This window comes from Leptospira wolffii serovar Khorat str. Khorat-H2, from assembly GCF_000306115.2.
GTDB lineage: Bacteria > Spirochaetota > Leptospiria > Leptospirales > Leptospiraceae > Leptospira_B > Leptospira_B wolffii.
In genome coordinates, this window is sequence record NZ_AKWX02000007.1 from 605438 (window position 1) to 628782 (window position 23345).

21 protein-coding genes and 1 pseudogene are annotated in these 23345 nt (G+C 45.4%); 6 read left to right on the forward strand and 16 right to left on the reverse strand.

Features of this window, described 5'->3' with window-relative positions:
* Positions 1 to 4: 4 nt before the first annotated feature.
* The 6 genes from LEP1GSC061_RS07015 to folD form a co-directional block, all read right to left on the reverse strand.
* A complete protein-coding gene (locus LEP1GSC061_RS07015; RefSeq protein WP_016544231.1) occupies positions 5 to 334 on the reverse strand; it encodes a hypothetical protein in 330 nt (109 codons plus the stop codon).
* Between the two features lie 198 nt (positions 335 to 532).
* The gene (locus LEP1GSC061_RS07020) at positions 533 to 1675 is read right to left on the reverse strand and encodes an alpha/beta fold hydrolase (protein WP_016544619.1); all 1143 of its coding nucleotides are present in this window, start codon (positions 1673 to 1675) and stop codon (positions 533 to 535) included.
* 98 nt (positions 1676 to 1773) lie between these two features.
* Positions 1774 to 2514, reverse strand: a complete 741-nt coding sequence (gene rlmB, locus LEP1GSC061_RS07025; protein WP_016544557.1) for a 23S rRNA (guanosine(2251)-2'-O)-methyltransferase RlmB — start codon at positions 2512 to 2514, stop codon at positions 1774 to 1776.
* Entirely contained in the window at positions 2511 to 3920 is a 1410-nt protein-coding gene (cysS, locus tag LEP1GSC061_RS07030) for a cysteine--tRNA ligase (RefSeq protein ID WP_016544733.1), read from the reverse strand. Before cysS ends, rlmB begins: the two co-directional genes overlap by 4 nt.
* Positions 3917 to 4882: an acetylxylan esterase gene (locus LEP1GSC061_RS07035; protein WP_016544838.1), complete on the reverse strand. Its 966-nt coding sequence runs from the start codon at positions 4880 to 4882 to the stop codon at positions 3917 to 3919. The genes cysS and LEP1GSC061_RS07035 overlap by 4 nt, the downstream gene beginning before the upstream one ends.
* A 16-nt stretch (positions 4883 to 4898) precedes the next feature.
* Positions 4899 to 5753, reverse strand: coding sequence for a bifunctional methylenetetrahydrofolate dehydrogenase/methenyltetrahydrofolate cyclohydrolase FolD (folD, locus tag LEP1GSC061_RS07040; protein ID WP_016544582.1), 855 nt, complete (start codon positions 5751 to 5753; stop codon positions 4899 to 4901).
* 80 nt (positions 5754 to 5833) lie between these two features.
* Here folD and asnS point away from each other — a divergent pair, with 80 nt between their 5' ends.
* Positions 5834 to 7141, forward strand: a complete 1308-nt coding sequence (gene asnS / locus LEP1GSC061_RS07045) for an asparagine--tRNA ligase (protein WP_016544336.1) — start codon at positions 5834 to 5836, stop codon at positions 7139 to 7141.
* Positions 7142 to 7289: 148 nt separating this feature from the next.
* Positions 7290 to 8084: a tetratricopeptide repeat protein gene (locus tag LEP1GSC061_RS07050; protein ID WP_016544865.1), complete on the forward strand. Its 795-nt coding sequence runs from the start codon at positions 7290 to 7292 to the stop codon at positions 8082 to 8084.
* Here the strand turns inward: LEP1GSC061_RS07050 and LEP1GSC061_RS07055 are convergent.
* The 3 genes and pseudogenes from LEP1GSC061_RS07055 to LEP1GSC061_RS07065 all read right to left on the reverse strand — a co-directional run.
* Positions 8053 to 8925 (reverse strand): hypothetical protein, encoded by an 873-nt coding sequence (locus LEP1GSC061_RS07055; RefSeq protein ID WP_016544465.1) that lies wholly within the window; start codon positions 8923 to 8925, stop codon positions 8053 to 8055. The two genes, LEP1GSC061_RS07050 and LEP1GSC061_RS07055, sit on opposite strands and share 32 nt — an antisense overlap.
* Positions 8922 to 10919, reverse strand: a complete 1998-nt coding sequence (locus tag LEP1GSC061_RS07060) for an ATP-dependent DNA helicase (protein ID WP_016544746.1) — start codon at positions 10917 to 10919, stop codon at positions 8922 to 8924. The genes LEP1GSC061_RS07055 and LEP1GSC061_RS07060 overlap by 4 nt, the downstream gene beginning before the upstream one ends.
* 258 nt (positions 10920 to 11177) lie before the next feature.
* Positions 11178 to 12746, reverse strand: a pseudogene (locus LEP1GSC061_RS07065) (sodium-dependent transporter); the annotation flags it as partial.
* A gap of 241 nt (positions 12747 to 12987) precedes the next feature.
* On the opposite strand from LEP1GSC061_RS07065, the gene clpB reads away from it, so the two are divergent.
* Positions 12988 to 15555, forward strand: coding sequence for an ATP-dependent chaperone ClpB (gene clpB, locus LEP1GSC061_RS07070; protein WP_016544404.1), 2568 nt, complete (start codon positions 12988 to 12990; stop codon positions 15553 to 15555).
* Positions 15556 to 15676: 121 nt separating this feature from the next.
* Here clpB and LEP1GSC061_RS07075 read toward each other — a convergent pair whose 3' ends face one another.
* The 4 genes from LEP1GSC061_RS07075 to LEP1GSC061_RS07090 all read right to left on the reverse strand — a co-directional run bounded on the left by LEP1GSC061_RS07075 (position 15677) and on the right by LEP1GSC061_RS07090 (position 19054).
* The gene (locus LEP1GSC061_RS07075) at positions 15677 to 16084 is read right to left on the reverse strand and encodes a helix-turn-helix transcriptional regulator (RefSeq protein WP_016544245.1); all 408 of its coding nucleotides are present in this window, start codon (positions 16082 to 16084) and stop codon (positions 15677 to 15679) included.
* Positions 16085 to 16388: 304 nt separating this feature from the next.
* Complete coding sequence (locus tag LEP1GSC061_RS07080) at positions 16389 to 17936, reverse strand: LIC12015 family putative lipoprotein (RefSeq protein ID WP_016544450.1); 1548 nt, start codon at positions 17934 to 17936, stop codon at positions 16389 to 16391.
* Between the two features lie 45 nt (positions 17937 to 17981).
* Complete coding sequence (locus LEP1GSC061_RS07085) at positions 17982 to 18329, reverse strand: hypothetical protein (protein WP_016544825.1); 348 nt, start codon at positions 18327 to 18329, stop codon at positions 17982 to 17984.
* A gap of 20 nt (positions 18330 to 18349) precedes the next feature.
* Positions 18350 to 19054, reverse strand: coding sequence for a membrane protein (locus LEP1GSC061_RS07090; RefSeq protein WP_016544726.1), 705 nt, complete (start codon positions 19052 to 19054; stop codon positions 18350 to 18352).
* A gap of 48 nt (positions 19055 to 19102) precedes the next feature.
* On the opposite strand from LEP1GSC061_RS07090, the gene LEP1GSC061_RS07095 reads away from it, so the two are divergent.
* From LEP1GSC061_RS07095 to LEP1GSC061_RS07110, 3 genes are all read left to right on the forward strand, one after another.
* Complete coding sequence (locus tag LEP1GSC061_RS07095; RefSeq protein ID WP_016545062.1) at positions 19103 to 19453, forward strand: STAS domain-containing protein; 351 nt, start codon at positions 19103 to 19105, stop codon at positions 19451 to 19453.
* A 57-nt stretch (positions 19454 to 19510) separates the two neighbouring features.
* Entirely contained in the window at positions 19511 to 20266 is a 756-nt protein-coding gene (locus tag LEP1GSC061_RS07100) for a diacylglycerol/polyprenol kinase family protein (protein ID WP_016544504.1), read from the forward strand.
* Between the two features lie 454 nt (positions 20267 to 20720).
* Complete coding sequence (locus LEP1GSC061_RS07110) at positions 20721 to 21215, forward strand: hypothetical protein (protein WP_016544216.1); 495 nt, start codon at positions 20721 to 20723, stop codon at positions 21213 to 21215.
* Between the two features lie 11 nt (positions 21216 to 21226).
* On the opposite strand, the gene lcpA is transcribed toward LEP1GSC061_RS07110, so the two are convergent.
* The 3 genes from lcpA to LEP1GSC061_RS07125 are packed head-to-tail and all read right to left on the reverse strand — an operon-like array spanning position 21227 to position 23339.
* Positions 21227 to 21790, reverse strand: coding sequence for a complement regulator-acquiring protein LcpA (gene lcpA, locus LEP1GSC061_RS07115; protein ID WP_016544583.1), 564 nt, complete (start codon positions 21788 to 21790; stop codon positions 21227 to 21229).
* The gene (locus tag LEP1GSC061_RS07120; RefSeq protein WP_016544876.1) at positions 21765 to 22310 is read right to left on the reverse strand and encodes a DUF4416 family protein; all 546 of its coding nucleotides are present in this window, start codon (positions 22308 to 22310) and stop codon (positions 21765 to 21767) included. Before LEP1GSC061_RS07120 ends, lcpA begins: the two co-directional genes overlap by 26 nt.
* 27 nt (positions 22311 to 22337) lie before the next feature.
* The gene (locus LEP1GSC061_RS07125; RefSeq protein ID WP_016544469.1) at positions 22338 to 23339 is read right to left on the reverse strand and encodes a YheT family hydrolase; all 1002 of its coding nucleotides are present in this window, start codon (positions 23337 to 23339) and stop codon (positions 22338 to 22340) included.
* Positions 23340 to 23345 lie beyond the last annotated feature (6 nt).

A 23345-nucleotide genomic window follows, 5' to 3' on the forward strand; every position in this document is an offset into this window, starting at 1 on the left:
GAAATCAATCGAAATGGCAGAATATGCCGATTACCTTTATCGTGCTTTCTTCCGGAAAGCCCATGATAAGGTTCGCGCAATTGTCTACATCCTTTTTATAATAGAATTTATCGTTCTTAAGCATAAGAGCAGGGGCCATTAGTTCCATGAAGCTTGCCCCCCCTTCGAAGGGAATATTATTATCCGTTTTGTATTGAACGGAATAAAGAGAAGGTCCGATCAGTCTTTCGATCGCCTTGTCCCCGTAAATTGTGTCGCCTCCGCCGGTAAACCAGATCAGGCAGTTGGAAAAGGATGCGGCGGCAATTAAAGAGATACAAAAAGCTTTTTTCATATTTCAACCTAAGGCGTTATTCGCGTCTTCTGCAAGTTGTGGTCCCGATCCGATACTGTAAAGAGAATAAATTCCAATTCTACAGTATTCCATTCTCAAATTTAACGAAAAGAGAATGTTCTTTTTTACGAGGATACGAGATTCCCGCTTAATATATCCCTGAATCGGGAAACTAAGACACGGGCTCGAAAAAAAAAATCAGAGCCCGTTGATGTACTGGAATACGCTGTCGAAATGATTTTGAACCGCGGTTAGGGCACCGGCATTTCCACTCGGATTTCGGAATGACATTTGAGAATGGTCCAGGTTATTTACGGTGTTGACAGTTACGTTCGAATAATTATTGAGTAACGCGGAGTCGCGGGGAACGATTCCGTCCGAGTTCGGGAAAGCCGTGGGTGAACTACCGCTGATAATCAGGCAGCCACTGGTGTAGATAGCATCGTGAGTGCCGTCGGAGCAATTCCCCGAAGTCATGTTGCCGGCATAAACGGTCGTCACCGAATTTTTGGAAGTATTGCCGATTAATTCTTCCAAATAAGCGTTATAAGCAGGCGCTGAATTTTTAAAAATTTGCGGGGATATTGGATTTACGCCGATTCCGTTGGTATAAGCCAATCCCTGACCCCCAGGGGTGTCCGTCATAAATCCCACAACTGAGCCGATCGCAGTCATATTTGCTTGATACTGAGGTGAAGAAAACGGGGAGCCGTAGTAAGGAGTCCCTAGACTTACGATATGATCTATAATATCCTGGTTATTATTCACGTCCAGAATGGCCGCACGGGAAACGAGTCCCCCCATAGAATGGGCCACTACGATTACCTTGTCCGAGGAGGAAAAATACGTATTTAAGGTATCAATGAACCTTCTTCCGTTTATGCCTATATAATCGGAAGTGCGATACGTGAAAACGTATATCTCGAAAGTATTATATACCGTATCGGTGTAACCCGAAGGAGTCCTGGTAGTCGTAAAGGAAAGCGCTTGGTTCCAGGTTCCGAGTAGATTCGTCACTTTTCTATTGAAATCGGTGGGCGGATCCGATTGCCTTTCCGTAAAATCCCAACCGTGTATGAATACGATTTTAGGTTTGGTGTTTCTTTGGAAGAACGGATCCTGGAAATACAAATTGCCGATCGTGTTCGGATCGGGCAAGGGAGCTAAGGTGGAAAATTTGTAAAGTGCGTGGTTTGTGCCGGAGAAATAGGCGGCTACTAAATAATCCTGAATTTTTTTAGAAAGTGAATCGTCCTTATGGGGAAGGATATTCTCACAATGGGACAAAGATAAAATCACGAACCCGACTATGATGAGTCCGAGAGTCTTGGATTTCTTCATACAAGGAAATCGTGAGCGTTGTATTGCAAAATCGCAAGCTTAAATTGATGCGAGGAGAATACGATTTCGTTTCTAATTTCGGGAAAGAAATTGTTTATCTACGGTCGGTTTTTCAATCGGTCCAAAACGATTCCCGTGGCTACGGTTACGTTAAGAGAGGAGATATGACCGTGTAAAGGGATTCTAAGGTTGAAATCCGATTTTTCCATGAGAATCCTTTTTAGGCCTTCTCCTTCGTTTCCCATTAAAATGACCAGTTCTTCCCAGGCGGGAACCTTGGACCAATCTTCCTCTCCTCGGTCCGAAGTGGAAACCACCCAAAAGTTTCTTTTTTGCAATTTTTCTAATATTTGTGCGAGATTTCCCACTCGGAATACTTGCAAGTAGGCGAGGGCTCCCGAGGCCACCTTCTCGACTACCGGAGTGATACCCGAAGACTCTCGTTCCGGGATGAGGACCGTTTCCACTCCGAAACATTCCGCCGTGCGAAGAATATTACCTAAGTTTCCCGGATCTTGGATTCTATCCAAAACAAGAATCGGTCCCTTGCAGGTTTCCAGATGCTCGTCGAAGGATTTCTTTCCTCCCGAATGGAGTAGAATGCGGGGCGCCGCGATTCCTTGGTGGTTCACACCCGGCAGGGCCTTGTCCAATTTAGCAGGAGAAGTCTCCAATATCCGAACTCGATTCGAGATCTTTTCCAGGATGTCATGCAGTTCTTTTTTTGCTCCGGAGCTTACCCAGAGTTCTTGGAGGGGAAGTTCGGAACCGGTTTCCAAAGACTTTTCTAGAATCTCCCGGATATTCCTTCTTCCGTAGATAAAGTCGGAGCGACTCATTTTCTTTTCCAACGAAGACCGTCTTTCGTGTCTTCGATTATGATACCAAGTTCGTTTAACTTGTCTCGGATTCTGTCCGATTCTGCGAAGTTCTTATTCTTTCTGGCTTCTTGTCTTTGGCGAACCAGATCGTCGATTTCGGCATCCAGGACTTCTCCTTTCGACTCGAAGCTAAGTATTCCTAAAATGGAGTCGATCTTTTGGAAAAACGCGAGAGCCTTTTCTATTTCCTGGGAGGAAAATCCGGATTGATCCAATCTTTGGTTGGTCTCCTTTACGATTTCGAAAACGGATGCAAGAAACTTGCTTACGTTCAGATCGTCTGCCAATGCGTCCAGAAATATTTCCCAACGGGAATCCGAGAAAAGATCCTCTCCTCCTTCGGAAGAATGGGCCTTGTCCTTGGATCGAAGGAGTCGATCCACGCAATTTTGGATTCGCATGAGAGACTGACCCGCTTCCTCTAGACGATCCTGAGTGAAATTCAATTTGGTTCTATAATGTGCGGAAAGAAGTAGAAAACGGACTGCCTTGGGATCCGAGCCTTGGTTCAGAAGATCCCTAAGAGTGAAAAAATTTCCCTTTGATTTGGACATCTTTTCTCCGTTCACCAAAAGGTGCTCGGAGTGTAGCCAATATCTTACGAACGTTTCCTCAGGATAAGCTCCTTCACTTTGGGCGATTTCGTTTTCGTGATGAGGGAAGGTTAGGTCTACACCTCCGGTATGAATATCCACCCCCGAATGATAGACATCGCGGATCATGGCGGAACATTCCAAATGCCAACCGGGTCTACCGGATCCGATTTCAGTATCCCAAGAGGGTTCTCCCTCTTGTTTCGGGAATTTCCAGAGAACGAAATCTCTTACATCGTCTTTATCGTATTCGTCCGTATCATATCTGGTTCCAGTTTTCATTCCCGAAACGTCTATCTTGGATAAACGACCGTAATCCTTGAACTTCGCGATTGAATAATATAAGCTTCCGTCTTTTTCGTAAACGAGTCCTTTGGACTGTAGATGCTTCACGATGTCCACCATGGATTTTATGGAATCGGTGGCTCTGGGATAATGTTCCAGAGGCTCTATATTAAGAGTTTTTAAATCTTCTTGGAAGGCAAGGATCCAAGGCTCGGTAAATTCCCGTATATTCTTTCCGGAAGCCAGAGAATCTCGGATGATCTTGTCGTCTATATCCGTGATATTCATGGTCATATCGACTCCGAATCCGAGAGCCTTCAAGGATCTGCGCAAAAAATCCACGAATAGGAAGGCGCGTAGGTTCCCTATATGAGCGAAATTATAAACCGTGGGCCCGCAGGAGTAGATCCTGACGCTTGCAGGATTCTCGGGTTGAAATGTTTCCTTGTTTCCCGAAAGAGTATTGTGGAAACGAACCGTCTTCATTCAGGAAACAGGATTTCTCGTGAGAATTCCAAATTCGCGATATTCTGTTTGTCTCCGACGGTTCCGGCTTCGTTGCCTTCGGTGGGATATACCTGCATCCTTTTATCGCAGACAAGATGATTGAAAAGCGCGAACACTGATTTGGGATGCGATACCTTGTCCTCCATTCCAACGGAAACGAGAGTAGGGATCTTTATCTTCTTGGAGAAGTTCAAGGAATCGAAATAAGCCAGATTCTTTTTGAATTGGGATTTCTTGGATTTGGCGTTCGCGATCTGTTCCGCGATTTCCTTGGACCAGCTCGTTCCCAATTTCAATTGGGGATCTTCCACGTAGCAAAAATTAGGAGTTTCTAATATAAGAGCCTTGACTCGATTGGAATTTGCGGCTCCGAATAATGCCATGGAGGCGCCGATTCCTTTTCCTGCGAGAATGATTCTATCTCCGTCGATTCCGTCGGTAAGTCTTAAGAATTCTATCGTGCGGATCACGTCCAAATAGATGGATTTCAGAAAGAAGGATTCTTTGGATTCCAGACCTTTGCGGAAATATCCGGGAGTCCAATCCGGATCGGGGAGTTCACCTTCTTTTAAAACGGGTCGGATGAGTTGGGTTCCGTGTCCTCGTATGTCCAGTATCAGTTGTGCGATTCCGGCTTCCGTGAGTCCTTTGATTACATGCGGGCGATCTTTGGCATAATCGTGAAAATAAACTAAAACGGGAAGATCCCCTCTTTTTCTAGGTATCACGAGACTCCCGGTGAGTGTCGCGTTACCGTAGGATTGAAAAGAGATATCGTATATCGTTTCCTTTAAGATGGTTCCTTTGAGAAGGGCCTTGGTTTGGTTCTTTACGGGAAAGCCCTTGAGTTCTCGGATCGCTTCCGCCCAAAAATCCTCCAAATCGGCGGGAGGAGAAAACGGAGGATAGGTCTGAAAGCACTCGTCGAAGCTGATAGCCATTAGAGATACATCGTTTTCATTTCAACGGGGGTGTAAAGTGATCTTTTGCGGAGTATAAGGTCTGCAGTAAAAGCACTGAAATCGTCATAGGACCGACTCCTCCCGGTACGGGAGTATAATACGAGGATTTGGCCGAAGCCTTGGAAATCTCGATATCTCCCAGATTGCCGGGGTTATAGCCTGCGTCTAGTAATACGGCTCCTGGTTTGATCCAATCCGCTTTTACGAATTCCGGTTTTCCGACCGCTCCTACGACGATGTCCGCCTGGGAAACGATATCCGAAAGATTCTTGGTTTTGGAATGGCAGAGAGTGACTGTCGCGTTCATTTCCGTGAGTAGCATGGCCATGGGTTTTCCCAAGATAGGAGAACGGCCGACTACCACCGCGTTTTTACCGGAAGGATCGATTCCGTATTCTTTCAATAAAAGAACCATACCATAGGGGGTACAGGGGAGATAGGTCTCCACGCCCATGGAAAGTTTTCCGAAAGAGAGGGTAGTCACTCCGTCCACATCCTTTTTCAGATCGATTCTATCGAAGGCGGCTCTCTCGTCTATTTGTGGAGGGCAGGGATGTTGTAGTAAGATTCCGTGGGTGTCGGGATCCGCATTCAGTCGATCTATTACGGCCAACAATTCTTCGGTGGTTGTGGATTCCGGAAGTTCGATTTTTTCAGAACCCATTCCTACGGAATGGCAGGCCTTCACTTTCATGCTCACATAGGTTTCGGAGGCGGGATTATTCCCGACCAGAATCGTGGCGAGCTTAGGGGCTTTTTTTCCGGAAGCCAATAGGGTTTTGATCTCTTCCGCAATGGAATCCTTGATTTTTTGGGAGAGCTTTTTTCCGTCCAAGAGAACCGCAGTCATAGAATCAGGATTTCTTCTCTATTGTCGATGTCATCCGAAAATAATCCTTTTCAGTCGGACAAAAGTCCTAAAATAGGATCATGTCCGAGACCAATATTATAGATCTGAATCGACTCTTCGAGAATCAGGACCGAATCGTAACCGTGCAAGGCTGGGTTCACGGTCTAAGGGGTTCCAATGCCAGACAATTTCTGAGTCTCAGGAACTCCGGAAAGATCCTACAAGTCTTGGCAGAAAAGGAAATTTTAGGCGAGGACAGATTCTCCGAATTCAAACACCTCCGTCAGGAAACTTCTTTGGAAGTGACTGGAAAGCTGGTGGCTAACGATAAATCTCCGATCGGCTACGAACTCATATTGGATTCTTTCAGAGTGGTGGGAGAATCGGAAAATTATCCGATCACTCCGAAGGAACACGGGATCGATTTCCTACTCTCCCAAAGACATCTATGGCTACGATCTAGTAAGCAATTGGCCATCATTAAGATCAGAAGCGAACTTTCCTTTCATATTAGAAAATACTTCCACGATCGTAAATTCACACTCATAGACACTCCGATTCTAACCGGATCCATAGGAGAGTCCGCCGGTACATTATTCTCCACGGAATACTTCGATCTGGGAAAGGCATATCTCGCTCAAACGGGACAATTGTATTTGGAAACCGCCATATTCGCTCATAGCAAGGTTTATTGTTTCGGTCCTACTTTTAGGGCGGAGAAGAGCAAAACTAGAAGGCATTTGACGGAATTTTGGATGGTGGAAGCGGAATCCGCTTACGTATCGCATGCTGAAAATCTAATGCTCCAGGAAGATTTCGTAAAGACCGTGATCCGGGATACCGTCGCATCCTGTCTTCCCGAATTGAAAGTTTTGGAAAGGGACCCGGAACCTTTATTGGCTTATCTATCCAAACCGTTTCCTGTCGTAGATTACTCGGACGCTCTAACGTATCTTCAGTCCCAAGGAGAGGACATCGTTTGGGGAGACGATATCAATTCCGAAAGAGAACAGATGCTGACCGCGAAATATTCCGGTCCTGTATTCATACAAAAATATCCCAGAGAAGCCAAAGCATTCTACATGAAAGTGAATCCTGAGGACCCCAGAACCGTTTTGAATGCGGACCTAATCGCACCGGATGGAGTAGGAGAGATCATAGGCGGTTCCGAGAGAGAAGAGAACTACCGGGTGATAGTGAAAAGGCTGGAAGAGGAAAAACTTCCCGTGGATTCCTACGAATGGTATTTGGAGCTTCGCAAATACGGATCCGTTCCTCATTCCGGTTTCGGACTGGGATCGGAAAGACTCATCGCCTGGATTTGCGGGTTAGCTCATGTAAGAGAATGCATCCCTTTTCCTCGTATGATGGAAAGATTGTATCCCTAAGGGGCCGGAATTTTGGCGTACGTCCTCGTCGATCGGATTCGATTATTCCAATCGGATTCGTACTCGGCGAGGAACGAAGCCGGCTCGTTTTCCAAAAAAAACGACTTAAAAATCGGGGCCAAGCCGATACCAGGAATAGAGGTATCATATGGCTAAGAGTTCGGCCCTTTCTACTCAAATCTCGTTGGAAGAATCCGCTTGGGAGCTTTTTGAAACGGGAGCGTATGAAGAGGTAACACGTCTTGCGGAGAGAAATCCCAAGAACGTGTTTTTGAATCATTTGCGGGCGGTGGGTGAATTCGAATCCGGAATCAGTACCGCGAATAATTTTCCCTTGGAGGGAAAAACGGTTCTGAGTCCATTGCTCGGAGCCTATTTGCAAAAATCCGAAGGAAACACCAAGGAAGCGGCCCGTCTATTCCACGAGTATTTCAAGGCTTCCTCAAGCCCCGTATCCTACGCCATTCTAAAAACGGGAATCAAGACCTGCGAAGAAATCGCTTCTTATAAAGCGTCTTCCGATCTCATCCAAAGATATAAGGTTCTATTCAACGATTCCTATTTCTGTCGGTTGGAATTCTTTTCCAACTATCATTTAAGAAAATTCGAAGAGGCTCTCCGCACTTTTAAGGAGAATACGGAAACCTTAAAGGAAGACAGGGACGTGCTCGCCGCTCTCGGTCTCTGCTTCGTTCATATCGGAAAATTCGACGAGGCGAGAAGCATCCTCGAAAAACTGCCCGGAGCGGGGGAAATTCCTAGTTACGAGGAAAAGGTAACCGAATATTCTCAAGTCATTCGAGAGATTCCAAAATACGAATCCAGAAAAAAAGAACTCTCCCGAAAAGAGTTATTGGATCTGGGTTACGCTTATCTATTCTCCGAATCCTATAAGAAAGCGGAAGAAGTATTTACTTCTCTGGTCTCCCAAGAAGGACGATAACCTTACCTTTTTGCAAGGCTTCCTTGGATTTCGAGGAAGCCAAAATTCTCTCCGAATCTTCGTTGGATATGACCAAGTCCGCGGAGAGTTTTCCGGATACTCCCAAGGCAGTGGTAAATAAGGGTCTCGTGCCTGAAACTTCCTCCCTCATCGCGTCCTTAGGACGAGTTAGATAACGGATATATCCGAAATTGACCACCGAACTTTTCTTCACGAAATAGGGAGAATATACCGCCATTCCATCCTCGTTCCGGATTTCCGAGAATAACGCGGGATCCACATCTAAATGTCTCGCATCTACGATTAGGCCCGTGTATTCGTCGTCGGGGTTTCGATTCTGACTTGGTTCCGGAAATTTTTCGGAGGCGTAAGGCAAAAGAATATGGGTGAAGATTCCTTTTTTTCCTTTGAGCGAAAGTATACCTGTGGCGATCAAGCGATTTCCTTTCCATTTGGCTTGGATCTCTATCGGATCCTTTTCGTATAATTCCTGAAAGATCTCGCGAAACCTTTCGTCTTCTGCGATTTTTTCCCGGAGAAGAAGATTCGAATCCAATTTCAGATTCTCCATCCCTCGGTAGAGATATTTCTTAATCTCTTCCTTGGCCGCTTCTTTGGCGATCGTTCTCGCCTCAGTCAGATTCTTAGCCGTTCCTTCCTTGTTGAAATCCGGATCGTCAGGATGAAAAACGATTTTAGGAAGCTTGATATCCACGGTCTTACGGATCTCTCCTGCTTTCCAATCCACTATCGTTTCCGTCTTGTCCTTGGATTCCCAGGCAAGAACCGCAAACGAGGATAGAATCAGGCCCAGGAGAATCGTCTTTAAAATGGATTTCATACGGCGACTCCTGCATCGTATTTGGGAAGTTTAGAATATTCTAATTTGAGTTGGTTCCATTCGGAGATTCTTTTTGCCGGAGGAAGCGCGTCTATAAGGTCTCTCCCGTAGGACTTGGTCCAAATGCGGGAATCCAAAAGACTCACGATACCCGTATCCTTTTCGGAGCGAATCAATCTACCGAATCCCTGCTTGAGAATGGTCGTAGCGTAAGGCAATTGCAGATCCTTGAAAGGATTGCCTCCTTTCTCTTTTAATTTTTCGCTTCTTGCTTCTAAAACGGGATCGTTCGGGGGTTGGAAGGGAAGTTTGGTGAGAATGACTGACCTAAGTTTGTCTCCTCGTATATCGATCCCCTGCCAAAAACTGGAAACTCCGAAAAGCACCGCATTCTTTTCGGCCAAAAACCGCGTTTTCGCAAGTTCAGGGCCTAGTTCCAATTGGGAGAATATGGGAAGATCCGTAAGAGGTCGGATGGTTTCTATGATCTCGTTTAAGGATTTGTTGGAAGTGAATAATACGAAGGTTCCTCCGTTCGTCAGCTCTATCAATTTCAGGATGTAACGGGATAGATCCGCTGCGTTTCTTTCCGCGGATTCGGTGGCATCCTTGATATCCTTCGGTAGAAACAATAGTGCATTCTTCTCGTAAGGAAAAGGAGAAGGCACGAGTTTGGAACGAGAAGGAAGTTGCCCGATCCTGTCTCCGAAATATTTCAGATCTCCTTTGTTCGTGGCCAGGGTCGCCGAAGTGAATACGATACTTTCGGTTCTGGGTTCCAGTACTTCTCTGAGAATCGTTTCGGATTCCAAAGGTTGGGTCAGAAGTTTGGGAAACATCTCCTTTGTCTTGGTATTCGGAGGATCCGCCCAATACACTCTCTCCCCCGCGTCCATGGTTCGGAATAGATGCAATCCTTCCGCTACCTGTCCGATTCTACCCGCGAGCATCTCTATCTCGAGAGCGATTTCCTTTTCCTCCAATTCTTCGCTATCCTTGGAGTATTTTTTTAGCTCTAAAAATAGAGACTCTTGGAGAGAATCCAGCACGGATTCCAAATCTCCCCCGTCCATTTTGAGAGGCCTACGTATCCTTTGGGAGCCGTAAAAATTCAGAGGTAACTCACTCAGAAGACGATTGAAGCAGATAAAAAGTTTATCTCCCGCTTGGCCTGCGAGTTCGTTAATCTTAGGAGAATTTAATCTGGCACCCAATCCGGATTTTTTTTGGGAGTTCCAAACATTCTGTAAAAGCTTTTGGATCTCCAGAGAGGAGAGTTCGATCCTAAACGCGGAACCCAATGTCTCCGGAAAATTATGAGCTTCGTCTATTACCAATTTCTTAAATTCGGGGAGAATATTGAAATCCGACGCGATATGTGCCGCAAGAAGATGATGATTTACGATTAGAATATGTGCCTTCTGCCATTTGGCCCTTTCCAAGAAATAAAAGGAATTCGAGAAATTAGGACAGCTTCTACCAAGGCAAGAATCCGCTTCTCTAGTTACCTTGGACCAAAAATCGGGAGAGGCAAAACCGTCGTATTCCTGTCTTCTTCCGGAGGAAGAAACGGAAACCCAATCCTTGAAGGAATTCAGATGATCCATCATCTCCGGACCGAAGGTTCCCTGGGAAAGAACGTGGCTTAATTTTCTTTTACATACATAGTTGGAGGCTCCCATGGCGATCTCCGCCCTGATTTCCTCTCCTAAAATTTCGGATACTAAAGGAATATCCTTACGGATAAGCTGGTCTTGCAGCGCTTTCGTTTCCGTGGAAATGACCACGGTTTCTTCGTTCGCGATAGCGCTTAACGCGGCGGGTATTAGATAGGCCAGGGATTTTCCCACTCCCGTTCCCGCCTCTACGATCAGATGCTTGGCTTCGCGAAAGGATGTCTCCACGCTATTAGCCATCTGTATCTGGCCCGGTCTGGATTCGAAGTCGGGCCAAATCCCCGATAGTTTTGCAAATTGTTCTTCCGCCCTGCCCAAATTACCTCATTCGTTCCTAGTCTGGAACAATTTGATGATACAATATAAGGACAGAAGAGTCACTAAACTTAAGGAGGTCCACATAATCAGGGATCCGTCGAAAGTCAGGAAATTGCCAGAGCTTTCCGGAGAAGCCGCTTGGGAACCGGAGACTCCTCCGTAAGGAAAGAAAAACATCGCAAAGCTTAGGACGAGAACGAAAGCCCCGAAGAATAAAGGTAGGATCTTATTCTTGCTTTTGTCCTTCTCCACTACCGCTTCTTCCTTTCCTTTTAGGCTGATATGCACTAAAAGATAGAGTAATGCGAATACGACTAAAATCGCGATAAACACATAACGGGATACGAGAGCTTGTACTGTGGCCTCGGCTGCCGAGACCGTGGGGGCTGCGTGTTCCACCATCCAATCCACGCTCATCTTATTGGTATAAGAGCCGAGATTTTGGTAGAGAAACATTCCGAATACGATGAGAAGGAAAGCGGGAGTCACATATTGGATGATCCACCAGAAAAAACGAGGGAGTCGAATATGGGAACCTCTGTCTCCTTCTTCCAAACCTTTTTTGGATCCGATCACCCAACCAAAGATTAGAATTTGCAGTGTCGCGAGAATATAAATGAGCACCGTTCCCACCCAGAAATCCGCCTGGTCCAAAGCGTTGAAATTCTTATTGAAATACAGGATCGGAAAAGAAAGAGAAAAGGTGAGTAGGAAAAGAATGATGCTGGAGGTCCTACGTCGTATATGGAAGGCCTCTTCCAGAAAAACGATCGCAGGTTGTAGCATGGTAACGGAGGAAGTGAGGGCGGCTAAAAATAGAACGAAGAACCAAAGCGCTCCGAAGATTTGTCCGCCCGGCATGAGAGCGAAAACGGAAGGGAGTGCTATGAATCCCATTCCGAAGGTCCCGAAAGAGGTAACTGCCGCACCTAAGAATAAAAACGCCACTGGGATCGTGATCATACCCCCGAAGGCCACTTCTACGAATTCGTTTAACGAAGCGGCGGATAGGGAGGAGAGAACGACGTCATTTTCCTTTTTTAGATAACTTGAAAATACGAGGGCGATTCCGAAGCCCGCGGATAAAGTGAAGAATATTTGACCGGCGGCGGAAATCCAAACCTTAGCTTCTCCCAGAGCGGACCAATCCGGGTTCCACATTTTAGCCAGTCCCAATTCGATTCCGTCCAGAGTGAGAACTCTGACAAGAACGACTGTGGAGCAGATGAGCATGGATGGAACCGCGATCTTGGCGAATACCTCTATCCCTTTTGCGATCCCTCTGTAAACGAGTATGAAATTCATGAGAAAGCAGGCCAGTGTGGCGTAAAAAATCTTACCCTCTATGGCGGCTCCGTTTTCTCTCGCTCCTACAAGAGTTTCGAAATGTTCCGTGGCGTTTTGGATCAAAACTCCTTGGTCGGTTCCCGGGCCTCCGAGATTGACCTGTCCTGTCACGAAATCGAAGGCGTAAGCAAGGCACCAAGCCTCTACAAAAACGTAATATACATAGATGAGAAGGGGGATGGTAACGCCGATTGCCCCTAAGAGTCTTAAAGGAACTCCGGATAAGTAAGAGCGAAAAAGGTTGGGGGAGCTATGACCTTGGTCGCCGCCCATTCTCCCCATCACCCATTCGGTTATGCAAACAGGGATTCCCACTAAGATAAAACTCACTATATAAGGCAGGAGAAAGGCACCTCCTCCGTTTTGGACCGCCTGTCCGGGAAATCGTAGGAAATTCCCGAGTCCGATCGCACCGGAGGCGACGGTAAGTATGAGTCCTGTACGAGATTTCCAACTTTCTTTGGGAGACTGACTTGACATTTAATTCCGATCCGCCTAGGAATTTCGAACCCGTTTCACTTGTCCGAAGGGTGAGTGGAACTTATAATCCCAATCCAGGAAGGTTCATTGTCAAAACGATTTCCATTCTTGGATTGGAAAAAAACGGGACATAAGACTGAAGAAATTGTCTCTGACTATCTGGCAGAAAAATTGAGAAAAACTTGGGCCAGACCTGTCTAACCATTGAAGTTGGAAATCCTAGGATCGGATCGTTAGAAATATGAAATTAGACAAGATCACATTAAAACTAAACGAAGCATTAAGCGAAGCGCAGTCTTCCTACGAGAAAAATCCCGAAATCAAGGAAGAGCATATCATCGCTAAGATTTTAGGGCAGGGAGACGGATTTGCCCCGCCTTTATTCGGTAAATTAGGGCTTCCTTTACAGGAATTCAGAAGAAGGACCGAGGATTCTATTCTCAAACTTCCGAGAGTAGAGGGCGGATCCGAAAAAGGATTCTCTAGAGAAGCGGCGGCACTTCTACAAAATGCGGACAGGATCCGCGCGGAGCTAAAGGACGAGTATCTATCCACTGATCACGTTCTATTAGCTTTTCTGAAATCGGGAACCTCCTCCCTGCGCCAGGACTTCCAAAAGCTCGGATTAGAATATCCGAAATTGTTAAGCGCAGTATTAGAACTTAGAAAAGGACAACCTATTATGGACGACACTCCTGAAAATAAAGCGGATGCTCTCAAGAAATACGCCAAAAATTTAAATGAGCTGGCCAAGGCCGGAAAATTGGATCCTGTGATCGGAAGGGACGAGGAGATACGTCGTACCATCCAGGTTCTATCCCGCAGGTCGAAAAACAATCCTGTGCTGATCGGAGAACCGGGGGTCGGAAAAACCGCGATCGTAGAGGGACTCGCCGGTAAGATCATCCAAGGGGAGGTTCCGGAGGGAATCAAGAGTAAGATCATCTACGCTTTGGATCTGGGAGCCATGATCGCAGGCGCCAAATACAGGGGAGAATTTGAGGAGCGCCTCAAGGCCACCTTGGACGAGGTAAAGCATAGCGAGGGGAATATCATTCTATTCATAGACGAGATCCATACTCTGGTGGGGGCGGGGGCCCAAGAAGGAGCCATGGACGCTTCTAATATGTTGAAACCTTTGCTTGCCAGAGGGGAACTCAGATGTATAGGTGCGACCACTCTCAAGGAATACCAAAAATATATAGAAAAGGACGCTGCCTTGGAGAGAAGGTTCCAACCGGTTTACGTGAAGGAGCCCAGCGTAGAAGAGACTGTGACTATTCTTCGCGGACTAAAGGATAGATACGAATTGCACCATGGAATCAAAATACTGGATTCCGCGATAGTAGCGGCGGCAACTTTATCGAATCGTTATATAGCCGATAGATTCCTACCGGATAAGGCGGTGGACTTAATCGACGAGGCCAGTTCCAAGATGAGAATCGAAATGGATTCCATGCCGGAAGAATTGGATCGTTTGAGTAAGAAAATCCAGTCCCTGAAAATAGAGAGGGAAGCTTTAAAAAGGGAAACGGATCCCGCTTCCAAGCAGAGGACGGAAAATCTGGTCAAAGAGCTAAGCGAACAGGAAGAGACTTTTCGCAATCTAAAGGCTCGTTGGGACCTGGAGAAATCCAAGATCTCCAAGATTAAGGAGATCAAGGAGGAAACGGACCGTTACAAGCTTTTAGAAGCGGAAGCGGAGAGAAGGGGAGAGATCAACCGAGTAGCGGAGATCCGATACGGAAAACTCGTGGAGCTTTCCAAGCAAATGGAAAAAGCGAACGAGGAATTGAAGAAGATTTCCGGATCCAGTCGACTTCTGAAAGAGGAAGTGGATGAGGAGGATATCGCCAATATCGTATCCCGTTGGACCGGCATTCCGGTATCCAAGATGCTCCAGGGAGAAAAGGCAAAGCTACTTCGTATGGAAGATTCCTTGAAGAGCAAGGTGATAGGACAGGACCATGCGCTGGAATTGCTTTCCGAAGCGATTCGCAGATCCCGCGCCGGAATTTCGGATGCAAACCGACCCATCGGAACCTTTCTGTTCTTGGGACCTACAGGTGTGGGAAAGACGGAAACGGCCAAGGCATTGTCGGACTTTCTTTTCGACGATCCGAACGCGATGCTTCGGATAGATATGAGCGAGTATATGGAGGCACATTCCGTATCTCGTTTGATAGGAGCTCCTCCCGGCTATATCGGCCACGACGAAGGAGGACAACTCACGGAAGCGGTGAGAAGACGACCTTATTCCGTCATACTATTCGACGAGGTGGAGAAAGCGCATCCAGAGGTGTTCAATATCTTCCTACAGATTCTGGACGAAGGTAGGCTAACGGATAGCAAGGGTAGGAATGTGGACTTTAAGAACACGGTCATCATTCTGACTTCCAATATAGGTTCCGAGATACTAAGCTCGAAAGAATATAGTCAGGAAGAAAAGGAAAGAATGGTGGACCAACGCTTGAAGAAACATTTCAAGCCGGAGTTCCTGAACCGATTGGACGAAGTGATACTCTTCCGTTCCGTGGATGAGACGATGATCGCGAAGATCGCCGAATTGCAGTTGATGGCCATGAGTAAAAAGGCTCTGGAAAACGGACTCGAAGTGGCTTATACTCCGGCGCTCAGGCAGCATATCGTAAGAGAAGGATTCGATCCGGAATACGGTGCTAGACCTCTTAAAAGATTGATCCAAAGGGAGATCGGAAATGCTCTCAGCAATTTCATTCTGAAAGGAGAGTTTCAGAACGGTCAAAAGATCACTCTGGACTACTCGGGAGGAAAAGTCTCCGTAAAATAAATAGAGGAAAGAGCGAGCTAAAACAAAAAACCCCGGTAAATACCGGGGTTTTTTTTTATAAGGGAAAAGAATGTGCAATATTGCACTACAGGGAGCGGAAAAGCTCCCCGTTTGTTTCGGATTAGAATTCTACTTTATGTAGAAATAATTCCTCTTTTTTCATTTTTAAGACCTTAGAGGCCATGCTCTTAAATTCTTCTGGGGGTTCCAAAAGTCCCAATTCCACTTTGGAAAGGAACGGGGTGGAAACCTTAAGTTTCTTCGCCATATCGTATTGTTTGATTCCCAATTCTCTGCGTTTTGCCCAGAGTTTATTGGTGAGGCCTTGGCTGAATTCAGGGTAAACCTCTTCGACCGGGCTCTCGTTAAAAAGTTTATCTAATGTGGTTTTCAAATATTTTGCACAAGCTTGTCTGAACTTTTCCGTAGGAGCTTGGCTTCCTGTTTCGATCTTGGAAAGGTAGCTAGGGGATACACCCAAAGCTCTTGCCATATCGTATTGTTTGATACCCCGTTTTTTACGGAGCATATAGATGTGGTTATTCATTCTTTTCCCCTTTTTTACCGTTTTATTAAGAGGTCGCTTAGCCTCAAGAATAAATTTCCATCACTCTCCATTCGGATTCTGGATAGAAGTTTTTTCCTAAGTAGGCTAATACTAAAAGAACAGACTTTAGGAAGCAAGCGATTTGAGCTTATGCCTCGCGAAAAGTAAATACCCTATTTTAGGTATTTAGAAAACGGTCGGTAGGCCAATCGTCGAAAACCCTAATGATTTAGGGTTAGAAGCAAGGGAAAAAGAGGGAACCTTTTCCCTTGCTATTTGTCATCCTTTAGATTTTGGCGGGTTTCAGTTCTTTGGAATCAACTATGAACTGATAATCGGTCTTTAGCTTTTGGGTGAACTCTTTGGCTAGTCCTTGCCTTTTGGCTCTAAGCAACTCGTCCTTAATTTTCTCTCGAACCTCTCCGTAAGGAAGAGGGACTCTGTCTTGAGGATTATTCGGATTAGGCTTAGCATAAGTGAATAGTTTGCCTGTCTCGTATTGCTCTCTGATCTCCGCTTCGCTTACGTCCAAGTTGGCTGGAAGAACTTTCTTGAAGACTAAAGGTTGGAGGCTGTATAATTTCATCAGAGCGAATTCTTCCTGGAATTGCTGAGACTCGTATACCTTTTTGATCTCTTTGCTTTGATCGCCGATTTTATACCAAATAAATTGGTGTTTAAAGAATTGTAATACGTTAGTCTTGTTCTCGAGCTTTCCGGCGTCTAGTCCGGTTGCGGCCGCAAGTTGTCTGAGTTCTATTACGACATCTTTGTATTTAACCGTCTCACCGTTCTTGGTATTCGTGAGTAGGACGGATTCGTCGTTAAAGGAATTGAAATTTTCCTGGGTGATCGTAGCCGCTTGGTAACCGGCGTCTTTGATCACACGCTCTTCCAATTCCATAGCGGCGTTTCCTAAGAATCTTTTTTTCATGTATTCTTCGTATCTAAGAGCGAAATCGTCCACTTTTAGATCCGCATAATGACGTTTAGCATCCGCTTTGCTTTGTTCGGAAAGCCCTGGAGTGTTGACATAGTTGGAAGCGATGGATTTCAGTTTTCCGAGTTCTCTTTGGAAGAATTTTCCGAGTCTACCTGCGTAGATGGTTTCCACCTTTTCCACTCGGATTACCAAGAATCTCTTCGGCTTAGGAGCGTTTGCGGGGGGAGCGGGCATTCTAGGATCTTGAGGCTCTATGAGTTCCTTCACAATCCAGGTTCCTAATTTATCCGCGGCTTCGTTTGTGATTTCCGAGATAGGATCGTTACCGCAATTTAAACATTGCGGTTCCAGGAGTCCTCCGATCGCTTTTCTGGAACTTTCGTCTGTATTTTCCGCGATGAATTTAGCCACATCCTTTTTGGAAGAGATCTGTTGTACTTTTTCCAAGATATCTTTGGCTCTCGCTTCCGTGGAAGCGTTTGCATTCGCGTCGGCGGAAGCTACGAGTGCGATTCTTGCGAAGGCGAACTTCAATTTCCCTTCCACTTCCAATTTATCCGCTAATTCTTTTTGGAGATAAGCGTAAGCGGATTGAGGGCGTGTGATTTTTAGGAAGACTTCGGATTCCGCATCGGAGACAAGATTTTTCTCCGCATTGTATTGTGCGATCAACTTGAATAATCCTAAGGTGTCCAGAAGTTGAGTCTGCTCTTCGACGGTAGGATGATTCGGTTCGGATTTGCGTCCGCCGGCATTCATCAGTTTATAAAAGTTCCGTAATTCTTTTCTGGTAATGGTTCCGCCTTTAAAGGAAGCGAGAACGTCGGAGTCCAGGTTACACTGGGAGAGGGCCAGAGACAAGAGGGAGAGTACAAGTATCTTTTTGTTCATATTTCTTTCGTTTTAATTGATGGTTGGACCAGATTCGGGAAGAAGCTAGTATTTGTGAATCGTCTTTCGGACAGGTTGTTCCTTTTTACCTTGGATTTCAACGGATATTTCTCGGGTCAGTCGCTTTTCGTTATCCTGGTATAGACCTTCGGCTGCTCTTGCTCCTGAAGGAAGAGAAGGGGAACTCCAGTCAGCGGGAGTTTCCTTAGTGGATAATGCGAGCATATCCTTTCTTTGAGAGGATAATTTTTCCATCTCCGCACCGATAGATTCGCGAAGAGACTCCGAGTAATCCCGATCCGCTGCTATTCTATCTTTGATCTTACCCAACTCGGTCAAATCTCTGTCGATTTCTTCCGTTTTTCGTAAAAGATGAGCAACTTTAATTTTCATGAATAGTCGATCCGAAGCTTCTATATCTCACTTCCGGATTCTGGACCCAGGGTGCCTTCTTGCAAGTAAGAAAAGAAGAGGCCTAAAGAGAAGAGAGCGAACTCCTTACCTGGGCGAGAAACGGTTATAAGGAGAAAGAATGCGAAAAATAAGAGACGACTTACCGGATCGATTCTTCCCCGAGTCAATACCCATCCTAATCCTAAATACAGAAGAATGGATTTATAAAAAGAAGGCTCCGGTACCGGGGAGACATCCGTAAAATAGAGCCATATCAAGGAGGCGACACAAAAAGAACCTAAAACCGCGATACGGAATCCTTTGGAAAAGAAAGGAATCACTATAACCGCCATAAGAGGAACTAAGAAAGGGGAGAAATCTCTACGGGCGTAGGCCAGAATGCAGGAGGAGGCCAGAAGCAATAGACCGACCGCCTCTTTAAAGGCGGGAGATCGATTGCTCAAGAAGGAAAAGCCTCCTCCGGAAACGATCCCGGCCAAGCTGATACATAATAGATCCAGAATATCTTCCGGAGAGGAACCGTCCCAAAGAGACAGGACACAGAGACAAGCGGGGAAGAATAAAAATCCTACGCCAGGCCTCAAGCTTCTGGCCGAATGAAATTGGGAAAGCGCTAGGGTGAGGCAGAGAATAAGAGCTCCTGAGAATGGAAATCCGTAAGTCTTGAAAAACAGGAAGGCGGTGGAAAAGAAAAGAAAAACCATTTGTATCTATTTGGAAATCTCGGTATCGTGGCGAATCGGGAAACAGCTATGATTCTTAACGAGATCATCATCTCGACGGAAAAGATAGACAGCGTTCAAGTTCTGAAATTGCAGGGTTCTATCAACTCCTTTACGGAGAAAAAGTTCAAGGATGCGCTTTCCGTCGCCGTGCGCCAGAGCGCTGTGATCATGGATATGGAGGACGTGCATTTGGTATCTTCTACGGGAGTTCAGGCCTTAAAGGAAGTGAGCCAGGTCAGTTTTTCCAGTAAGAACAAACTTGTACTAGTAAATATTTCCAAACCCGTAATCAACGCATTCAAGATGGCAGGCTTAAACGGTTTCTTTCTCATCGCAGGAGACGAAGAGGCTGCCTTAAAAATCGCCTCGAAACGCTGACAAAACGTTCTGCTTTAGACAAAAAGAAAATATGTTTCCATTCTGGAAGATGTAAAGATGAAATCCGAAAAGAAAACCTCCTTCAATTATTTCAGAAAAGCTTGGCATATGCTCGGCTTGATCCTTCCGGTTTGTTATTATCTGGATATTTTTCAGGGAGCCTATGGACTCGTTTACGCGACTAGAGCGGTTCTAGTTCTGATACTTTTGTTTTGTCTGGCCTTATTGGTCTTACTGGAGTTTTCCAGATTCAAGATCGGATTCGTGCAGTCCCTATTCGTGAAAATCGCCGGCCCTCTACTCAAGGAAGAGGAGAAGTATCGGATCAACGGAACTTTTCCTTATTTTCTTTCCATCACCTTCGTAGTATTATTCTTTCCTCCGGATATTGCGATACTATCCCTTTTGTTCCTGGTCATCGGAGATCCGATGGCCGCTTGGGTAGGAACCCATTACGGAAAAAACCGTTTCTCCAACGGGAAATCCAAGGAAGGGATCGTGGCGTTTCTGGTTTCCTCCGCCTTGGTCGGAATCTGGTTCGTATATTTGGTCCAGGGAGATTCTAGAACCTTCGGGATTTATCATTTCGGAAGCGGATCCTTTTGGGAGAATCTGATTCTTATTCTTCCCGCTGTGGTCGCAGCCGCTGTAACAGAATTGTATAGCGGAACGTATTGGAACGGAGTGGTGGACGATAATCTTCTGATCCCCGTGGTTTCCGCCGTGGTTTTGGGAAGCTTGGCTATTTGGATTTTAGGATTGGAGCCCTCTCAGATATTCTTGGATCCTACGCTTTTATTCGCGAAATATTAGATTCGATTTAAGATAAAAGGGGCAATCGCGTGGACATAATCGTAGCAAAAGTTGCGGATTGGGTTAGTCTTGTTTCTTTTATCATCTCTTTAATAATTCTTCATCTTACTTGGAAGATAAAGAATTATTATGTACAGAGAATTCGAATTCCGCAGTTATTGGAAAAGATTCGGAGTGAAATATCCCGTTTACATTCTATGATTAATAATTATGAGAATGAACGGCCAAGTATCGAATTGCTTCTGATTGACATCGGTAGTTGGTGTAAGTCATTGAAAGGGAAGGTTTCCTTCTCGGAAGGCTCTGATTTGAAGGAAGCCTTAAGATTAATTCGCAAATACGAAAAGGGACTACAGAATAGAGATTCCGCTTTCCGAATATACAAAAAATTGAGAAATGCAACTGAATTTATATCGGAATCCCAAATGGACCGAGATATAATCGGAGCCTAATTATGAGTTCTAAAAATTCGATTCCTTTTCGTGAAGTTATTTTTCGCCTAATTGATAAAACCCGCGATGGAGAAATTCGGTGGTCGAAAGTCCCTGTTGCGAAGATTGATAAAAAGCGAACGGAGAAGGATTATTTAAGCGATTGCTATAAGACTAAATTCGAGGGTAAAATTCTGATGATTTTTACCGAAAACATTTTAGTGGATAAGGACGGTTCTGCGCAAGCGATCGCTTCACTTACCTTTCAGGCGATTGCGGGAATTACTAAGAAGTATCCGTTTTGGAATCGAACCGTACATCTTGCCATTGTAGACGAATCGAATCAAATTCTATGGGAATTTCCCGACTCGGAGATTGTTGCAGATTTGCTGAATACAATTCAATACCAAGTAGCAGGTGTTGGGGATTTTATTAAGCGTGTTTTGACCGAGGAGCCCTCTAACGTAGAAAAGCAGCAGAGGGGGCATTTGAGAGCAAAAAGCGGAAAGAAAAAATAAGTTTTCATTCCCTAATTTGCAGCGGGCAGGACATGATAAACGAAATCAATCTTAGTCTTGGTGGATCCGCTTATTCCTTTGGCAGTCCAGTTAAATTCCAGGTCGCTAGGAAAGAGAGAAGTCTCATACGGATATAGTTTCAATCGATTCTCTTTTTTTTGTTTTTCCTTGATCATGCTTCCTAGGTAATTAAAGGAACCAATCCAATCTTCTCCTATTTCAAAACCCTCCATTTTACCTCGCACTCCCGAGAATTCGTACATTGCAAAATAGGTTTCGCGGATTTGGGATCTTTCCTCCGGACTGAATTTTCGGTTCATTCTTAGGATGAATCCCGGAGTCTCACGGGCATGGAAGTAAAGGAAATTGGAAAGATCCTCCCAAGTCTGGGGTTTCTTATCGTTCGGTATGTCCACCGAATATTTTTTATTTAAGGGACTAGGTTCCCTACACACACCGTCTCTCGTGAAATAGTCGCATAATTCCACCTTTTCGACGGCGAGATTCGCCGGTTGGCATGCGGAAAGAAGGAGGGCGAAAAGAATTTTATCAGCGTTTTTCCAGGGATAGAACATACGATTCTCTTAAATTAGTAAAAAAATATATAACTTCGGGGTGTTTGAAGAATTCGGAGGCTGAGGATTGCGGGATCCATTTTTGACTCTGGTAGGTATATACGATCTCCGCGAATACTCCGTGGAAGAGGTAGATTCTATGCAGATCCTCTTCTAAAGTCGCAAGAACTAGATTATAAGGAGTTAAATATCCGGGAAACACTCGAAAGGATTCGTCCGATTTTCTTAAAGCGGTCTGGAACTTCTGGCATTCTTTTTGGAGGCTTGGCAATTCTTCCCGGGAAATTCTACGCTTTAAGGAGAGTATCCTTGTGAATCTACCCAAGGGAGAATCCAGGAAATTCTCGAATTGATGGCTCCATTTCGGAAGAGGTTTGGATTCGTAAAGAGTTTGGGAAAAGGTGTCTTCCGCTTTCTCTTTGAAGCGATAGTATGCCTCCTCATTTTCGTAGGAAACCACGACGAAGAAGGATGCGGGAAGGGGTTTTTTGGGTTTGTGTGCCGGAGGTTTTGCCTTCACTGTGAGTCTTTCAAGCCCACCGGCAATTTATATTCTAGAATCGAAATAATCCAGCAGAATTTTGGTCAACCACCTCCCGTCGGGAATCTCTGGACTGGAATCGGATACGAAGCCCACATGTCCTCCCTTCTTCGTTAAAATCACTTTTAAGTTAGTGAGTTTGCTCCAAGGAATGGAATTCCATTCGAATATGGGAACGACCGGATCGTCTTCCGCATGGATTAGGATACCCGGATGACGGATCGACTGGATATAACCTATACACGAATTAGCTTTATAATATTCCACCGCGCTGTGGTATCCGAACATGGGAGCGGTAATCAGATCGTCTAAATCGAAGAATGTGCGGATTCTTTGCGCATCTTCCTGCATCTTAGGGCTCAGTCGGATGGTTCCATTCTTCATTTTTTTCTTAAAGCTGCTGACGAAGTGATTTCTATAGAATCTGCCAGAAAGCGAGTCTATGAAAACGCAATTCTTAGCCAGATCCAGAGGAGGGGAAACCGCCGAGAATGCCGAGGCCTTATGGTTTCTGGATTCTCCGAAAAATTTTAAGAGTAGATTTGCGGATAGGGAGAAGCCGGATACGAATATCTTTCTAGATAAGGAATCGAAGATATAATCCAAAACGTCCTGCAAATCTTCGGATTGTCCCGCGTAATAGGAAGTGCCTGAGAAACCGGCTCCTCTACCGCAATTCCGCAGATTCATTCGGACGACTCCGTAGCCCCTTTCCAAAGCCACGCTTGCCATGGAAACCAGGTAGGAACTATCCGCGCTACCCTCCATTCCATGTATCATGAGAATGTAATATCCATTCCAAGGAACGGAAGATTTGCGGTAGCCTTCCGTCGGCGGATTATGCTCCAACCAAAGGGTTTCTCCCGAATCTCCACTCAGAGTGAGTAGAATATCCTCCGAAAAATACGTGCTACGAAGAGGATTTTCCGGAGGGAATAAAGTGCTATAGATGGTTTGCGCGTGTTTTCCGGAAACGAAACGCCTGGGGCGAAAGCTATGGCCTTCCATACCTTT

Coding starts and splice junctions, on each gene's coding strand:
- LEP1GSC061_RS07055 (WP_016544465.1), bottom strand. CDS start 8,925: ATGAAATCCATTTTAAAGACGATTCTCCTGGGCCTGATTCTATCCTCG.
- LEP1GSC061_RS07090 (WP_016544726.1), bottom strand. CDS start 19,054: ATGGTTTTTCTTTTCTTTTCCACCGCCTTCCTGTTTTTCAAGACTTAC.
- LEP1GSC061_RS07125 (WP_016544469.1), bottom strand. CDS start 23,339: ATGGAAGGCCATAGCTTTCGCCCCAGGCGTTTCGTTTCCGGAAAACAC.
- LEP1GSC061_RS07075 (WP_016544245.1), bottom strand. CDS start 16,084: ATGCTCCGTAAAAAACGGGGTATCAAACAATACGATATGGCAAGAGCT.
- LEP1GSC061_RS07035 (WP_016544838.1), bottom strand. CDS start 4,882: ATGGCTATCAGCTTCGACGAGTGCTTTCAGACCTATCCTCCGTTTTCT.
- LEP1GSC061_RS07095 (WP_016545062.1), top strand. CDS start 19,103: ATGATTCTTAACGAGATCATCATCTCGACGGAAAAGATAGACAGCGTT.
- clpB (WP_016544404.1), top strand. CDS start 12,988: ATGAAATTAGACAAGATCACATTAAAACTAAACGAAGCATTAAGCGAA.
- LEP1GSC061_RS07050 (WP_016544865.1), top strand. CDS start 7,290: ATGGCTAAGAGTTCGGCCCTTTCTACTCAAATCTCGTTGGAAGAATCC.
- rlmB (WP_016544557.1), bottom strand. CDS start 2,514: ATGAGTCGCTCCGACTTTATCTACGGAAGAAGGAATATCCGGGAGATT.
- LEP1GSC061_RS07100 (WP_016544504.1), top strand. CDS start 19,511: ATGAAATCCGAAAAGAAAACCTCCTTCAATTATTTCAGAAAAGCTTGG.
- LEP1GSC061_RS07015 (WP_016544231.1), bottom strand. CDS start 334: ATGAAAAAAGCTTTTTGTATCTCTTTAATTGCCGCCGCATCCTTTTCC.
- LEP1GSC061_RS07110 (WP_016544216.1), top strand. CDS start 20,721: ATGAGTTCTAAAAATTCGATTCCTTTTCGTGAAGTTATTTTTCGCCTA.
- LEP1GSC061_RS07020 (WP_016544619.1), bottom strand. CDS start 1,675: ATGAAGAAATCCAAGACTCTCGGACTCATCATAGTCGGGTTCGTGATT.
- LEP1GSC061_RS07080 (WP_016544450.1), bottom strand. CDS start 17,936: ATGAACAAAAAGATACTTGTACTCTCCCTCTTGTCTCTGGCCCTCTCC.
- folD (WP_016544582.1), bottom strand. CDS start 5,753: ATGACTGCGGTTCTCTTGGACGGAAAAAAGCTCTCCCAAAAAATCAAG.
- cysS (WP_016544733.1), bottom strand. CDS start 3,920: ATGAAGACGGTTCGTTTCCACAATACTCTTTCGGGAAACAAGGAAACA.
- LEP1GSC061_RS07085 (WP_016544825.1), bottom strand. CDS start 18,329: ATGAAAATTAAAGTTGCTCATCTTTTACGAAAAACGGAAGAAATCGAC.
- asnS (WP_016544336.1), top strand. CDS start 5,834: ATGTCCGAGACCAATATTATAGATCTGAATCGACTCTTCGAGAATCAG.
- lcpA (WP_016544583.1), bottom strand. CDS start 21,790: ATGTTCTATCCCTGGAAAAACGCTGATAAAATTCTTTTCGCCCTCCTT.